This window comes from Rickettsiales bacterium Ac37b (assembly GCA_000746585.2).
GTDB lineage: Bacteria > Pseudomonadota > Alphaproteobacteria > Rickettsiales > Arcanibacteraceae > Ac37b.
In genome coordinates, this window is record CP009217.2 from 539935 (window position 1) to 555512 (window position 15578).

A 15578-nucleotide genomic window follows, 5' to 3' on the forward strand; every position below is an offset into this window, starting at 1 on the left:
TATTATACCCTTCCCGCTAATTAGTTTGCTCTAATTTTATATTTAATGCCAAAGAGCGCAATTCTTTTACCATTACATTAAATGATTCAGGAATACCAGGTTCAAAGCTTTGATCACTTCTTACAATAGATTCATAAATTTTAATACGCCCAACTACGTCATCTGATTTTACAGTTAACATTTCTTGTAAAGTATAAGCAGCTCCATATGCTTCTAGAGCCCAACATTCCATCTCCCCAAATCTTTGACCACCAAAATGCGATTTCCCCCCTAAAGGCTGTTGAGTCACTAGACTATAAGGGCCTATAGATCGAGCATGTATTTTATCGTCTACTAAGTGGTGCAATTTAAGCATATATATGTAACCCACTGTGACTTTTCTATCAAAATACTCTCCTGTACGACCATCTATCAATCTAACTTGACCAGATTCATCTACTTCAGATTGCTTTAACATATTCACTATATCTGCTTCCTTAGCTCCATCAAATACAGGTGTAGCAACAGGCACGCCTTTACTTAAATCTTTAGAAAAATCTAGTATCTCACTATCATTCATTTGGTTAAAGTTTTGAATTATATCTTCTTGTTTATATATATTAGATAACTCATCCCTAATACCAGAAATTTCAGTTTCCTTAGCATAAAACTGATCCACTAATTTGCCTAGCTTTTTTCCTACATTTACTGCAGCCCATCCTAAATGCGTTTCTAAAATTTGTCCTACATTCATACGTGAAGGTACCCCTAAAGGATTAAGTACTATATCCACAGGAGTACCATCTTCTAAGTAAGGCATATCTTCTATAGGCAAAATCCTGGAAATTACACCTTTATTACCATGCCTACCGGCCATTTTATCCCCTGGCTGCAATTTATGCTTCATTGCAATAAATACCTTAACTACTTTAAGCGCTCCCTGAGGTAAATCATCTCCACCACGTAATTTTTCTATTTTATTCTCAAATTTCTTATTTAAATCTTCTGTAATTTTATCAAGTTGCGCTTTAGTTGTTTCTATCTCTTCCATGATAGTTACATTATCTACGACAATTTGCCACCATTGACCTTTAGAATAATTATCTAACAATTCTTCTGTAATTTCTGCACCAATTTTACTTCCCTTAGGAGCTTTAGTTAATTTTTGTCCTAACAATAGTGATTTAAGTCTGGAATATGTAAAATTCTCTATAATATATAATTCGTCATCCCTATCCTTTGTAAGTTTTTTAATTTCCTGTCTTTCAATTGCCAAAGAACGTTGATCTTTATCTATACCACGTCTGGTAAATACTCTTACCTCTACAACAGTACCAGATACTCCAGGTGGTACATAAAGAGACGAATCACGAATATCCGCAGCCTTTTCGCCAAATATAGCTCTCAATAATTTTTCCTCTGGCGTCATAGGTGATTCGCTTTTTGGGGTAACCTTACCTACAAGAATATCACCTGACTGTACCTCTGCTCCTATATGAACTATACCCACCTCATCTAAATGACGCAAATTTTCATCAGAAATATTAGGTATATCTCTTGTAATTTCTTCTGGGCCTAATCTAGTGTCACGAGCTATAATCTCAAATTCCTCAATATGCACAGAGGTAAATACATCTTCAGATACTATACGCTCAGAAATTAAAATAGAATCTTCAAAATTATAACCATTCCAAGGCATAAATGCCACGAGTACATTTCTACCTAAAGCTAATTCTCCACGATCTGTACTTGGACCATCCGCAATAACTTCTCCTTGTTTTACCTTCATTCCAGGCCTAACTAAAGGCCTTTGATTAATACAAGTATTATGGTTAGTACGTTGAAATTTTAATAAGCTATATATATCTACACCTGAAGAAGTACCATCCGTATTATTTATATTACGTATTACTATCCTTGTAGCATCTACTTGATCTACTATACCATCATGATTAGCAACGATAGTAGCTCCTGAATCTCTTGCTACTACATCCTCTATACCAGTACCCACTAAAGGAGCTTCAGCTTTAAGTAAAGGTACTGCTTGCCTTTGCATGTTAGATCCCATTAATGCACGATTAGCATCGTCATTCTCAAGAAAAGGAATTAAAGAAGCAGCCACAGATACAATTTGCATTGGCGATACATCAATGAAATCCACTTCTTCGGGAGTAGACATCACAAAATCACCATTATGACGACAACTTATTAAATTAGAAATCAATTTTCCTGATGAATCAATTTCTGCATTAGCCTGAGCAATAATATACTTACCTTCTTCAATCGCAGATAAATATACTATTTCATCAATCACCGTGCTATGAATTACGCGCCTATAAGGACTTTCTACAAAACCATACTTATTTACACGAGCAAAGGTAGCTAAACTATTAATTAATCCTATATTTTGCCCTTCAGGAGTTTCTATAGGACAAATACGCCCATAATGAGTAGGATGCACATCACGTACTTCAAAACTTGCACGCTCTCTAGTTAATCCACCAGGCCCTAAAGCTGACAAACGTCTCTTATGAGTAATTTCAGATAAAGGGTTAGTTTGATCCATAAATTGAGACAATTGAGAAGTACCAAAAAACTCTCTAATCACAGCCATTAATAACTTTGGACTTATTAAGTCATAAGGCATAACTGTATCGATTTCTACAGTTCCCATACGCTCAATAATTGCACGTACCATACGAATTAATCCTATTCTGAATTGATTTTCTATTAATTCCCCTACAGAACGCACTCTTCTATTACCTAAATGATCAATATCATCAATTTCACCATCACCATCCTTTAATGATACCAATTTTTTAATTATACATTTAATATCTTCAGAAGTTAAAACCACTATTTCTTCCTCTATAGATAAATTCAAATGAGCATTGAGCTTTACCCTACCCACAACTGACATATCATATTTTTCTACATTAAAAAATAAATTATCAAATAGTAGTTTAGCAGCTTCTAAGGATGGAGGCTCACCTGGTCGCATTACTTTATAAATATCTACTAATGCTTCTTCTTGAGTAAAATTTTTATCTGCCAATAAGGTATTGCGTATATATGGCCCTACTTTATTATAATCTATAGCCAAAACAGGAATTTCTTTTATACCCATTTTTTTCAATAATTCTATAGTTTCTGCCTTCAACTCATCTCCAGCATTCAAATATATTTCTCCATGAACATCTTTTAGATTCACGGCTATATACTGCCCTATTAAATCATCGTCATCTACTAATATTTCTTTTAAACCATCACTAATTAATTTTTTTATTAAACGCGGCGTTACTTTTATTCCTGCTTCTACAACAATATCACCAGTTTTTGCATCTATTAAATCTTTTAATAACTTTATGCCCCTAAATTTTTCATGATTAAACGATACAGACCACCCATTTTTAGCTTTTTTATAAATAATAGTATCATAATATACATCCAATATTTCTTGAGTAGTTAAACCCAAAGCTCTTAATAAAGTTGTAACATATAATTTACGCCTTCTGTCAATACGAAAATATATCAGATCTTTAGAATCAAATTCAAAATCCAACCAAGAACCTCGATAAGGTATTACCCTAGCAGAATATAAATATTTGCCTGAAGAATGAGTCTTCCCTCTGTCATGATCGAAAAACACACCAGGAGATCTATGCATTTGAGATACAATAACTCTTTCAGTACCGTTAATAATAAAAGTACCATTTTCTGTCATTAATGGTATATCACCAACATATACATCCTGTTCTTTAATACCTTTTATTTCTCTTGCTCCCGTATCACGATCTACCTCCCACACTATAAGTCTGAACGTAACTTTTAATGGAGAAGCATACGTAATGCCTCTCTGACGACACTCTTCTACATAATATTTTGGAGAATCAAAAGTATAATCTATAAATTCTAAAGTAGATTCAGCACCTAAATCTTCAACTGGAAAAATAGATTTAAATACAGACCGTAATCCCATCTGTAAAAAAGTATCATATGACTTTTTTTGTACCTCAATAAGATTAGGCATAGATGCCATTTGAGTAATACGTCCAAAATTTTTACGTATACGTTTGCTTAAAGCCATAAAACTCATCCAATTCTCCGTATTTTTGTTAGGTACATTAGCAGAAAATTATATTTTCAATATATTATTTTATAATTTTTACTATACAACATACCTATCCTACAAGTATAGGTATGTTGTATATAATCGATAAAGAAATTTACTTTATTTCTACTTCAGCACCAGCGTCTTTCAACTGTTTAGCTATTTTTTCTGCTTCTTCTTTAGATATAGATTCTTTAATAGACTTACCTGGAGTCTCAACTAATTCTTTTGCCTCTTTTAAATTTAGCCCAGGTAAAATCACACGAACTTCTTTAATAACTTTAATTTTATCACTACCTGCAGATTTTAAAATTACAGTAAACTCAGTTTGTTGCGCAGCTGAAGATTCAACAGGAGCTGCAGCAGCCACAGTTGCAACTGGCGCCATAGCCGAAACACCTAATTTTTCTTCAAGCATCTTTGATAATTCAGATGCCTCGATCAATGATAATGAAGCGATATCATCAACTATTTTACTTAATTCTGCCATTTCTACCTCTTTATATTATTATATTAAAAATTAAAACTACTTAGAAGAGTAAGTATTCAACATCCTTACAAGTTGTCCTGCAGGAGCTTGCAATACTGATACTAACTTAGTAGCTGGAGCAATTATCGTACCAATGATTTTAGCTCTTAATTCTTCAATAGATGGTAACGCCGCAAGAGCTTTAATATCATTTGTATCAATAAGTTTACTATCTATTATTCCACCCTTTATTATTAATTTCTCATTTTCTTTGGCATAATCTACCATAATCTTCGCAAGAGCAACAGAATTATCAGAAAATGCAATAGCTGTTGGCCCCAAAAATAACGAAGATAAAGGCTCAAAACCTGTATTCATTACTGCAAGACGGACCAAACTATTTTTAGTCACTTTAAAATTTCCACCTATTTCGTCTATTCTTCTACGTAACACCATAATTTCTTTTACAGTCAATCCTTGATAATGAGAAACAATCATAGTATTAGTGTTAGAAATAGATTGACCTAAGTCAGAAACTATTTGCTTTTTTTGTAGTTGTCTTGTTTTCATATTTTTTACCAATTTTTTATTGACCTATAGTATTAAAATCCAATTTATAAGCAACTCCCATAGTAGAAGTTATAAAAACAGATTTAATATATGCACCTTTAGCTCCAGAAGGCTTAGCTTTTATAATAGCATTTAATAATACTTTTAAATTATCATATAAAGCATCTACAGAAAAATTTACCTTCCCAAAAGGAGCATGTACTATACCAGCTTTCTCTACTTTAAATTCTATTTGCCCACTTTTTGCTAAATTTACAGCCTCACTAATATTTGCAGTAACACTACCTAATTTAGGATTAGGCATTAAACCACGTGGTCCTAATATTTTGGCTACCTTTACAATCAAAGGCATTAGATCAGGAGTAGCTATACATTTATCAAAATCAATGTTACCAGCGCTAATTTGCTCCACTAAATCCTCAGCACCAACTATATCCGCACCAGCCAGTTTAGCTTCTTCTGCTTTTGCATCACGCGCAAATACAGCAACCCTAATAGACTTTCCTATTCCATAAGGCAAAGAAACAATCCCTCTTACCATCTGATCAGAATGCCGAGGATCTACCCCTAAATTGATAGCTACTTCAAGAGTTTCATCAAATTTTACCTTACTATTTTGCTTAAGTTGCTCTAATATTTCTAACACATTATAACTTTTTTCTTTTATTAAGCTCGCATTAGCTAATTTCATTCTCTTCCCTCCTTTACCAGGAGTTTTTATATTTTGTTTATTACTCATATTTATTCATTACCTTCTACTACTTTTATCCCCATAGATAAAGCACTTCCTTCTATCATTGCACAAGCACTTTCTAGATTAGTTGTGTTCATATCTACTAATTTCAATTTTGCTATTTCTAATATCTGCGCCTTAGTAACTTCAGCTATATGAGCTTTTTTACCAGCTTCACTAGAGCCCTTTGTTAATTTTACAGCTTTTTTCAAATAAAACGACACAGGAGGAGTCTTTAGTATAAAAGTAAATGTACGATCGGCATAAACCGTAATTACAACAGGCACAGGAGTACCAATCTCAAAAGACTGCGTAGCCGCATTAAAAGCCTTACAAAACTCCATAATATTTAACCCTCTCTGACCTAAAGCCGGACCAATAGGAGGAGAAGGATTAGCCTTACCAGACGGAATTTCAAGTTTTATATAACCTACTATTTTTTTTGCCATAACTTTCCTCTAATCTCACCTTTAATGCAATTTAGCCACTTGTGAATATTCCAATTCTACAGCTGTAGCACGTCCAAAAATTGATACCAATACTTTCAGTTTAGATTTTTCAGGATCTACCTCTTCTACCACACCTACAAAAGTTTCAAATGGACCATCTATAACCTTAACCGACTCACCCGTTTCATATATCACAATATTTTTACCAGGTATAGCACCTTCTTCCATACATTTAAAAATATTAGCAACTTCTGCTTCTGTCATTTTTTTAGGCTTACCTCCAGCATCTAAAAAGCCGTACACCTTTGGTACCTTTTTTATCAAATGCCAAGTAATATCGCTCATTACCATCTTGACAATAATATATCCAGGCAAAATCTTTTTTTCTTTTAAGATCTGTCTTCTTTGCTTTACCTCTGTAGCCACCTCAACAGGAACTACAATTTGTTCAAACATCTCAGAGATATTATCTTTTTCTGCCTGATCTCTAATAGACTTAGCTACAGCCTTCTCTTGACCAGATGATACATGCACAACATACCAGAAATACTGCAGCGCTTCTGACACAACTTAACTCCTTAATCCTAATATAGTTTGTATTAAATAATGTATCAGTATATCAATAAGCAAAAAAAAGCCAGAAAAAAATACCAACATTACTATCACTACTATAGTAGAAGTTATAACTTCCTTTTTAGAAGGCCAAGAAACTTTTAAAGCTTCTTGCTTCACCTGAGATAAAAACATTCCTATTGTAACTTTCATTATATACCTAAATACAAACCAATAACTCAGTGGCAGGAGCGAAGGGACTCGAACCCCCAACCACCGGTTTTGGAGACCGATGCTCTACCAATTGAGCTACACTCCTATAAAACTATTTTTTTATTTTATTAACTAAACCAGCTCCAACAGTCCTACCACCTTCTCTGATCGCAAATCTTAACCCCTCATCCATAGCAATCGGCGCTATTAAACTTACACTCAATTTTACTGTATCACCTGGCATCACCATCTTCTTATCTTCTGGCAATTCTATAGTACCCGTAACATCCGTGGTTCTAAAATAAAATTGCGGCCTATAATTATTGAAAAATGGCGTATGTCTTCCACCCTCTTCTGCCGTTAATATATATACTTCTGTCTCAAAATCTGTATGCGGAGTAATCGTACCTGGTTTAGCCAATACTTGACCCCTCTGAACTTCCTCTCTCTTCGTACCACGCAACAATACCCCAACGTTATCACCAGCTCTACCCTCATCTAGTAGCTTACGGAACATCTCTACACCTGTACAGGTCGTCTTTAATGTCGGCTTTAAACCTACTATCTCTATCTCATCACCCGTCTTGACTATTCCTCTCTCAATCCTTCCTGTTACTACCGTCCCTCTTCCAGATATCGAAAATACATCTTCCACTGGCATCAAGAAGGCTCTATCTATATCCCTCTCAGGTTGTGGTATCGTCTCATCTACTGCCTTCATCAACTCAATAATCGCTTCTTTACCTAGCTTATTATCTGTATTCTCTAATGCCGCTAAGGCTGAGCATCTTATTATAGGTATCTTATCTCCATCAAATCCATAGGAACTCAATAATTCTCTAACTTCCATCTCAACTAATTCTAATAACTCTTCATCCTCTACCATATCTACTTTATTTAGCGCAACTACTAACGCTGGAACTCCTACCTGTCTCGCTAATAATATATGCTCTCTTGTCTGAGGCATAGGACCATCAGCTGCTGACACTACTAATATCGCTCCATCCATTTGAGCAGCTCCTGTAATCATATTCTTTACATAATCTGCGTGACCAGGACAGTCTACATGCGCATAGTGCCTATTCTTTGTTTCATACTCTACATGCGCTGTACTAATTGTTATTCCTCTTGCTCTTTCTTCTGGCGCCTTGTCTATCGAATCATATGCCGCATAGCTCGCTGAACCTATACTCGCATCTTCAGATAATACTTTTGTTATTGCTGCTGTTAATGACGTCTTACCATGATCCACGTGACCTATTGTACCTATATTACAATGCGGCTTATTTCTCTCAAATTTTGCCTTTGCCATAAAATTTACTCCTCCCAATATTAATTATTTATTATCCTAATTTTGCCTTTATTTCATCAGCCACTTGCTGAGGTACCTGATCATAATGAGAAAAAATCATAGTATACTGAGCACGACCTTGCGACATTGATCTTAAAACATTCACATAACCAAACATTTGAGCAAGAGGCACCATAGCATTAATTACCTGCGCATTTCCACGCGGTTCCATGCCCATAATTTGTCCACGCCTACTATTTAAATCACCTATAATATCTCCCATATATTCGTCAGGCGTTACCACTTCTACTTTCATAATTGGTTCTAATAATTTGGGCTGAGCCTTAACAATCCCCTCACGGAATGCGGCTTTAGCAGCTATCTCAAAAGCCAAAGTACTAGAATCTACATCATGAAAGGCTCCATCAATCAAAATAGCCTTAAAATCTATCATTGGAAATCCAGCAACTACCCCTGTTTCTTTAGCACTCATTAACCCTTTTTCAACACCTGGTATATATTCTTTTGGCACAGATCCACCTACAATTTTACTTTCAAATTGAAAATCCGAACCAGGCTCAAGAGGCTCAAATATAATTTTTACTCGCGCAAATTGACCAGCACCACCAGATTGTTTTTTATGTGTATAGTCAACTTCTGCCACCTTAGTAATCGTTTCACGATAAGCCACTTGAGGAGCACCTTTTGTTGCCTCTACTTTAAATTCTCGCTTCATCCTATCAACAATAATTTCAAGGTGTAATTCTCCCATACCTTTTAATATTGTCTGCCCACTTTCCTCATCAACAGTAGCATGTAAAGAAGGATCTTCTGCAACTAATCTGGCGAGGGCAATACCCATTCTATCACGATCAGCTACACTTTTAGGCTCTATAGCGATTTCAATCACAGGCTTAGGGAATTCCATGCGCTCTAAAATTATAGGATTAGTCGTCACACACAAACTATCTCCAGTAGTAGTAGATTTAAGACCAGCTAAAGCAACTATATCACCAGCGTACGCCTCTTTAATATCCTCCCTATTGTTAGCATGCATTAATAACATACGGCCTATACGTTCTTTTGTATCTTTATTACTATTCAATACGCTAATTCCTGCAGCTAAAACACCAGAATAAACACGCACAAAAGTTAAAGATCCTACAAATGGATCATTCACAACCTTAAATGCCAAAGCAGAAAAAGGTTCAGAGTCCTCGCTTTTTCTTTCTATAATTTCATCTAAATTATCGGGATTCACCCCTTTTACATTAGGTACATCAGCAGGACTAGGTAAAAAGTCTACAACAGCATCTAACAAAGGCTGTACACCTTTGTTTTTAAAAGCGCTACCATTAAATACTGGAAAGAATGAACCATCAATGGCTCCCTTTCTAATACATCTTTTAAGCTCTTCTTCACTAGGCTCTACACCACCCAAATAAGCTTCCATTATCTTATCATCAAATTCCACTACCATATCTAAAAGCTTTTCACGATACTCAGCAGCTTGCTCTTTTAAATTATCTGGAATGTCTTCATAATGAAAATTTGCCCCTAAATTCTCACTTTCCCAGATTATAGCTTGCATTTTTACTAAATCTACAATACCTATATATGAATCTTCTATCCCTATAGGTAATTGCATTACTATAGGTCTAGCACCTAACCTATCCTTTATCATTTCTACACAACGGAAAAAATCAGCACCAATACGATCCATTTTATTTACAAAGCATATTCGAGGCACATTATATTTATCAGCTTGCCTCCATACAGTCTCAGACTGAGGCTCTACACCTGCAACTCCATCAAATACAGCAACTGCACCATCCAATACTCGCAATGAACGCTCTACCTCTATAGTAAAATCAACGTGTCCAGGCGTATCAATAATATTAATACGATGATTATTCCAAAAACAGGTTGTAGCCGCAGAAGTAATAGTAATACCCCTTTCTTGCTCTTGAGGCATCCAATCCATAGTAGCAGTACCTTCATGTACTTCACCTATTTTGTAAGATCTACCCGTATAATACAAAATACGCTCAGTAGTAGTAGTTTTACCAGCATCTATATGAGCGCAAATACCTATATTACGAACATCTGCTAGAGGAGTAGTACGAGTTACCATAAATTTATTCCCTTAATCTTACCATCTATAATGTGAAAATGCCTTATTAGCTTCAGCCATTTTATGCGTATCCTCACGCTTTTTGATAGCAGAACCGCGCTGGTTGTACGCATCAAAAAACTCTCCAGCCAGCTTTTCTTCCATAGTTTTTTCAGGACGCTTACCCGCAGCTGCAATAATCCAACGAATAGCTAACGCAATAGCCCTTATATCTCGTACCTCAACTGGAACCTGATAAGTTGCACCTCCAACTCTACGAGATCTAACTTCAATAACAGGCCTAACTGCCTTAATTACTTCATGAAAAAATTCTAACGCATTTTGCTTTGATTTTTTCTCAACTATCTCAAGAGCTTTATAAACGATATGCTCAGCTGCAGATTTTTTTCCACATCTCATAATACAATTTATAAATCTTGCTAATATCAAATCTCCAAATTTTGCATCAGGCAAAATAGTGCGCCTAACTGCTGCACGACGTCTAGACATTTATTACTCTCATCATTTGTTAAACATTATTATTTTGGACGTTTAGTACCATACTTGGAACGACTACGCTTCCTATCTTTTACTCCTTGAGTATCCAATGCACCTCTAATTGTATGATATCTTACACCCGGCAAATCTTTTACACGACCACCTCTAAGTAAAATTACAGAGTGTTCTTGTAAATTATGACCTTCTCCAGGAATGTATGTTATTACCTCAAAACCATTTGTTAATCTAACACGTGCCACTTTACGTAAAGCTGAGTTAGGTTTCTTTGGCGTTGTTGTATATACACGAATACACACACCTCTCTTTTGTGGGCACCCTTCTAAAGCAGGAACCTTATTCCTCTTTATCTGTTTTTCTCTTGGCTTACGTACCAATTGGTTTATAGTGGTCATTAATTCACTCCTAACACTAAAAAAATCTGATTTAGATACCAATACGTTCTCTTATAAAAATGCAAGAATGGCGCAGTTTAATAACTACCAATGAAATCGTCAAGATAAATTTTTCTTTTTTTTAATATATTTTAATTTATCTTATTTTTGACATACAATTTTCTTTATAAAATTTTTCTCACAAACTCTTCTAAACACCTAGAATATCTTGCTAAATCTAAGAAAGTTATTCTATTTCTAATAAATGCACTATATAAAATTGCATCAGTGTAATCATTATACTTCCAACCTATTGTTTTATAATTATCTGCCATTTTAGCATTAGATAATATTTTTTTTAATCTTATACTACATATATAATTTTTCCTTATTGTGTCTTTTATATCATACCATTTCATTTTTATGTTACTCTGAACTTTCTCCGCTTGTACACTTGATAAAAATTTATCGTTTATTTCAGCAAAGTATTTTTTACCTAATTTTTTGCCAAAACGCTTTTTTATATCTGTTTCATGTATATTATCAGGATAAATAGTAATTTTATCTTTATTCAATAAATATTCTTGCAACTCTGCCATAAAAATTGTAGTCACGGCTATTTGTTCACCATGATAGTTATGTGGATATTTTAATTCAAGTAAATGAGCAATTAAATGCTCGCCCTGACTAGCAGGATAACTACCTTTAGCCATATACATACCAATACCAGATAAAATAAGTATTAACATTAATATTTGTATCAATTCAACCGAACCATTAATCACTTCCTCAATATTATCCCATAATATTAATTCTAATCCTTGAATCCACTCAAAAGGTATTTTACTGTATGTTGTATTAAATAACAAATGAGACATGAGCCAATCCGCCTGACAAGTTGATCTACATAAAGAATCGCCTATTCCACTTTGTATTAAGCGTAAAGGTGCTTTAGATAAAATATCTAAATCACACATTATCACTGTAGGTAAGGTTGCTATTAAACTTTGCTTATAACCATCAACAATAATAGAAACATTTGCGCTACAATAACCATTCATTGATGGAGCAGTGGCAAATAAAATATATGGCTTTTTTTCCAAATAGCAAATATACTTACATAAATCATTGATTGTTCCACTACCAACCCCAATAAGGCTATGCATTCCTTGAATTCTCTTTTGTAATTTATGCACTACATCCATAGTAGGTTTAACATTAGCAGGCAGTATAACAGAAGTGATTTTTTTTATACTTAACGCTTTACAGATCCTATATGCAGCTACATTATAAGTATTTTCATCACTCACTACTACAATTTTTTCTCCTAAATAAGGAAGTTCTAAAAGTATATCTCCTATTTCATTCAAAAGATTTTGCTTAATATAAATTTTATATAGAGACAATTCATCATTACGAGAGCCTTTGAATCCAGAAAGAAATCCATCAATTACGTTAAAAGCTTTTTGAACACATTCATGCATAATACTAAATTATCATACCATCATACGCAGGTTCAATGAAATTAGGTAGCTTTTTCTTTAATGCTATATAATCAATTTCATGCCCCATATGAGTTAAAATTACTTTTTGAGGATTAATTTTTTCAACCCATGATAATACCAAATCCAGATGTGCATGTGACTTTGAAGGCTTATAACCTAAACAGTCTACAACCCATATCTTTATGCCTTTTAAAAGCCCAATAACATCATCTGATAAAAAATTTACATCTGTAGAATATGCCATATTTCCAAACTTAAATCCTAAACTGGAAATATTACCATGTGCCTGCTTAAATGGGGTAATTTTTAGTCCATTAACTAAAAAATCTTTTCCATTTGTTATTTCATTCACAATTAATGAAGGTTTATACCAATTTAATGTCTCATATTCATTAAAAAAAGCATAAGAAAATTTTGATTGCAAAGAACATAAAGTTTCTTTGTCGGCATAAATAGGCAAGGGGCCTTTAGATATATAATTAAAAGATCTCAAATCATCTATACCGCTAACATGATCTGCATGATAATGGGTATACAATATCGCACTAATGCTATTTATGTTATTGGCAAGAGCTTGATAACGCAAATCCGGCGAGGTATCTATAAGGATATTTCCATTATCACTAACTATTAAAATAGAAGAACGTGTCCTCTTATTGCGCTTTTCTTCTGAAATACAAATGTTACATTTGCAACCTATAACAGGTACGCCAGCTGAAGACCCGCAGCCTAAAATTACTATTTTTAACATAATTGTATTTTTCCAAAATAATAATACTAACATACTTACTTATATAATATTAAATAAATATTTATTTACTCCAATTAAATATATACCTCATGAAATATTAATATGTTTATAAATACATTGCAAAATTAAACTCAGTATGTAATATTATTTTTAAATTTAATAGTAGGAGAATTCATGGGTATTAAAGAAGTTTTATATAATTGGGGATCATTAAATTTTGATATTTTTTATTTTTTTAATAGTTTATTTACTGAGAATCCTGTATATAGCACAATTATGGTTATTACCAGTATATTTTTTAATTTTATAAATTTCCTTAGTTTACTATTAATTATCCTAGTTATTTATTTGTATTATAACAAATCTACGCTAACAAAAAATAATATAATTTATTATCTATCAAATCAATATATTTATAGCATATTACTTACTATCATTGCTTCTATAATAGCAGCCTCCATAGGTTATGTTATAAAACACAAATATGCTTTGGAATTTCCAAGGCCTTTATGTTTTTTAAAGAACGTTAACATTATTGCTTATTTTAATCAAACTCCTGCAGATATTATACAAAATCGTTGTCATAAATTGGATGGAAGTTTTCCTAGCATGCATTCCACCTTTGCAATGATACTAGCTACTTCCATATGGCCTCTATTAAATTATTATACAAAATATCTAGCAGCCCTATTAGTTATTACTGTTGGTATATCACGTATGTCTTTAGGCGTACATTTCCCTGTTGATTTGATTGGAGGCTATATATTTGGTTACCTTATAACTAAGGCATGTAGATATGTTTTTTCTTATCTATGTGGATATATAAATAATAAAATTATTAATATTAATTAAGACACATGGTTTATATTAGATAAATTATACATATAGTTATAGAAGTTATTAATAATATCTTCAAAGATTAACATCTTTATATTTTAGTGGCTTTTTAACAAATCAAATGTTATAATCAATTCTTAATAGTATAAAAATTCTTTAACCAATATGAAAATATTTATATGTCTAAAGATTCAAACAACAATTCCACATCACAAGGTATTACAGCAACATCTATCGAAGAGACAGATTTAGAAGAAGAAAAGCGTCGTAAAACTCAACCTGATGTTATACATATAGGTAGCACTAAAAAGCTTGATACAGTTCATATAGGTGGAAAAAATTCCAACGATATAGCAGATATTACTTCAGCTCCCCCCACAAGCTCCAATGAAAAGAATAAACAACAGGAAACTAATGGTGGTGGTGCAATATTGGGAGCCGCAACAGGTGTAGGACTTGGTATTGCTGCAGGTCTTGCTATGGGACCCTTAGCTCCTATAGCAGTCCCAGCTTTAGCAATTGCTGGCTATTTTGCTGGTATGTATGCTGGCAATACTATAGAAGCTGGTATGCGTGGGTTATCCGAAGGTACTTTTACAGACCGCATTAAAGATTTTGTTCACAAACGTTTGGAGAGTCTAGATAGAACAATAGGAGGCACTCTTGGTTTAGTCATAGGCGGGGGTTTATCTTTAATGCTCGGACCTATAGCTCCTATGGCAGCACCATTTCTTGCTTTTTATGGAAATAGAATAGGAGCTGAAATAGGAGAAATGGCAATTCCTCCTATAATTGAAGGATGGCAAAAATTTAAGAAGTTATTTCAACAAGATATAAAGTCTGTTCCAGAAGATAATAATACTCCTCAACAACAGAACAATAAGAAACAATATAGTAATGATATAAGTGCTATATCATTAAAAGATCGTGAACAAGCAGAAAATATTATTAAAAATACAGAATTAAGTGATAATATTTCAAAAACTTCTCTACCTAATGCCCGAAAACAAGAAAGTAAAAAAGAAAGATAAAATATATGCTTTGATGCGGATTTCTAAGCACTTTACTATGGGACTGTTAACAAAATATTTTTAGATAAGATTTTGGAGGTAATT

General features: G+C 33.6%; 15 protein-coding genes and 1 tRNA gene. 2 read left to right on the forward strand and 14 right to left on the reverse strand.

Going from position 1 to position 15578, the window contains the following annotated elements:
* Positions 1–16: 16 nt before the first annotated feature.
* From rpoB to phnP, 14 genes are all read right to left on the reverse strand, one after another.
* Positions 17–4075 (reverse strand): DNA-directed RNA polymerase subunit beta, encoded by a 4059-nt coding sequence (gene rpoB, locus NOVO_02635; GenBank protein ID AIL64920.1) that lies wholly within the window; start codon positions 4073–4075, stop codon positions 17–19.
* Between the two features lie 130 nt (positions 4076–4205).
* Positions 4206–4580 (reverse strand): Ribosomal protein L7/L12, encoded by a 375-nt coding sequence (gene rplL, locus NOVO_02640; GenBank protein ID AIL64921.1) that lies wholly within the window; start codon positions 4578–4580, stop codon positions 4206–4208.
* A gap of 36 nt (positions 4581–4616) precedes the next feature.
* The gene (gene rplJ / locus NOVO_02645) at positions 4617–5129 is read right to left on the reverse strand and encodes a Ribosomal protein L10 (GenBank protein ID AIL64922.1); all 513 of its coding nucleotides are present in this window, start codon (positions 5127–5129) and stop codon (positions 4617–4619) included.
* Positions 5130–5145: 16 nt separating this feature from the next.
* On the reverse strand, positions 5146–5868 hold the full coding sequence (rplA, locus tag NOVO_02650; GenBank protein ID AIL64923.1) for a Ribosomal protein L1: 723 nt from the start codon (positions 5866–5868) through the stop codon (positions 5146–5148).
* A 2-nt stretch (positions 5869–5870) separates the two neighbouring features.
* Positions 5871–6311, reverse strand: a complete 441-nt coding sequence (gene rplK / locus NOVO_02655; protein ID AIL64924.1) for a Ribosomal protein L11 — start codon at positions 6309–6311, stop codon at positions 5871–5873.
* Between the two features lie 21 nt (positions 6312–6332).
* Complete coding sequence (gene nusG / locus NOVO_02660) at positions 6333–6878, reverse strand: Transcription antitermination protein NusG (GenBank protein AIL64925.1); 546 nt, start codon at positions 6876–6878, stop codon at positions 6333–6335.
* A 3-nt stretch (positions 6879–6881) separates the two neighbouring features.
* Complete coding sequence (locus NOVO_02665) at positions 6882–7076, reverse strand: preprotein translocase subunit SecE (GenBank protein AIL64926.1); 195 nt, start codon at positions 7074–7076, stop codon at positions 6882–6884.
* Between the two features lie 30 nt (positions 7077–7106).
* Positions 7107–7182, reverse strand: a tRNA-Trp gene (locus NOVO_02670).
* 6 nt (positions 7183–7188) lie between these two features.
* Positions 7189–8388, reverse strand: coding sequence for an Elongation factor Tu (gene tufA_1 / locus NOVO_02675; protein ID AIL64927.1), 1200 nt, complete (start codon positions 8386–8388; stop codon positions 7189–7191).
* Positions 8389–8419: 31 nt separating this feature from the next.
* The gene (fusA, locus tag NOVO_02680; GenBank protein AIL64928.1) at positions 8420–10501 is read right to left on the reverse strand and encodes an Elongation factor G; all 2082 of its coding nucleotides are present in this window, start codon (positions 10499–10501) and stop codon (positions 8420–8422) included.
* Between the two features lie 18 nt (positions 10502–10519).
* Positions 10520–10990: a Ribosomal protein S7 gene (gene rpsG / locus NOVO_02685; GenBank protein ID AIL64929.1), complete on the reverse strand. Its 471-nt coding sequence runs from the start codon at positions 10988–10990 to the stop codon at positions 10520–10522.
* 29 nt (positions 10991–11019) lie between these two features.
* Positions 11020–11391 (reverse strand): 30S ribosomal protein S12, encoded by a 372-nt coding sequence (rpsL, locus tag NOVO_02690; GenBank protein ID AIL64930.1) that lies wholly within the window; start codon positions 11389–11391, stop codon positions 11020–11022.
* Between the two features lie 164 nt (positions 11392–11555).
* Positions 11556–12854 carry a Glycerol-1-phosphate dehydrogenase [NAD(P)+] gene (gene egsA, locus NOVO_02695; GenBank protein AIL64931.1) on the reverse strand — a complete coding sequence of 433 codons (1299 nt, stop codon included), beginning with the start codon at positions 12852–12854 and terminating at the stop codon, positions 11556–11558.
* Positions 12855–12858: 4 nt separating this feature from the next.
* Positions 12859–13659, reverse strand: a complete 801-nt coding sequence (phnP, locus tag NOVO_02700; protein AIL64932.1) for a Metallo-beta-lactamase family protein — start codon at positions 13657–13659, stop codon at positions 12859–12861.
* A gap of 141 nt (positions 13660–13800) precedes the next feature.
* Between phnP and NOVO_02705 the strand changes: the two genes are divergently transcribed.
* Positions 13801–14478 carry an undecaprenyl pyrophosphate phosphatase gene (locus NOVO_02705; GenBank protein ID AIL64933.1) on the forward strand — a complete coding sequence of 226 codons (678 nt, stop codon included), beginning with the start codon at positions 13801–13803 and terminating at the stop codon, positions 14476–14478.
* Between the two features lie 164 nt (positions 14479–14642).
* Positions 14643–15494, forward strand: a complete 852-nt coding sequence (locus tag NOVO_02710) for a hypothetical protein (GenBank protein ID AIL64934.1) — start codon at positions 14643–14645, stop codon at positions 15492–15494.
* The last annotated feature ends 84 nt before the right edge of the window (positions 15495–15578 follow it).

Bases quoted from the DNA above. Each gene is read 5' to 3' on its own strand.
- tufA_1 (AIL64927.1), bottom strand. From the start codon at position 8,388: ATGGCAAAGGCAAAATTTGAGAGAAATAAGCCGCATTGTAATATAGGT.
- NOVO_02705 (AIL64933.1), top strand. From the start codon at position 13,801: ATGGGTATTAAAGAAGTTTTATATAATTGGGGATCATTAAATTTTGAT.
- rpsG (AIL64929.1), bottom strand. From the start codon at position 10,990: ATGTCTAGACGTCGTGCAGCAGTTAGGCGCACTATTTTGCCTGATGCA.
- rplJ (AIL64922.1), bottom strand. From the start codon at position 5,129: ATGAAAACAAGACAACTACAAAAAAAGCAAATAGTTTCTGACTTAGGT.
- rpsL (AIL64930.1), bottom strand. From the start codon at position 11,391: ATGACCACTATAAACCAATTGGTACGTAAGCCAAGAGAAAAACAGATA.
- rplA (AIL64923.1), bottom strand. From the start codon at position 5,868: ATGAGTAATAAACAAAATATAAAAACTCCTGGTAAAGGAGGGAAGAGA.
- fusA (AIL64928.1), bottom strand. From the start codon at position 10,501: ATGGTAACTCGTACTACTCCTCTAGCAGATGTTCGTAATATAGGTATT.
- rplK (AIL64924.1), bottom strand. From the start codon at position 6,311: ATGGCAAAAAAAATAGTAGGTTATATAAAACTTGAAATTCCGTCTGGT.
- NOVO_02710 (AIL64934.1), top strand. From the start codon at position 14,643: ATGTCTAAAGATTCAAACAACAATTCCACATCACAAGGTATTACAGCA.
- phnP (AIL64932.1), bottom strand. From the start codon at position 13,659: ATGTTAGTATTATTATTTTGGAAAAATACAATTATGTTAAAAATAGTA.
- NOVO_02665 (AIL64926.1), bottom strand. From the start codon at position 7,076: ATGAAAGTTACAATAGGAATGTTTTTATCTCAGGTGAAGCAAGAAGCT.
- egsA (AIL64931.1), bottom strand. From the start codon at position 12,854: ATGCATGAATGTGTTCAAAAAGCTTTTAACGTAATTGATGGATTTCTT.
- rpoB (AIL64920.1), bottom strand. From the start codon at position 4,075: ATGAGTTTTATGGCTTTAAGCAAACGTATACGTAAAAATTTTGGACGT.
- rplL (AIL64921.1), bottom strand. From the start codon at position 4,580: ATGGCAGAATTAAGTAAAATAGTTGATGATATCGCTTCATTATCATTG.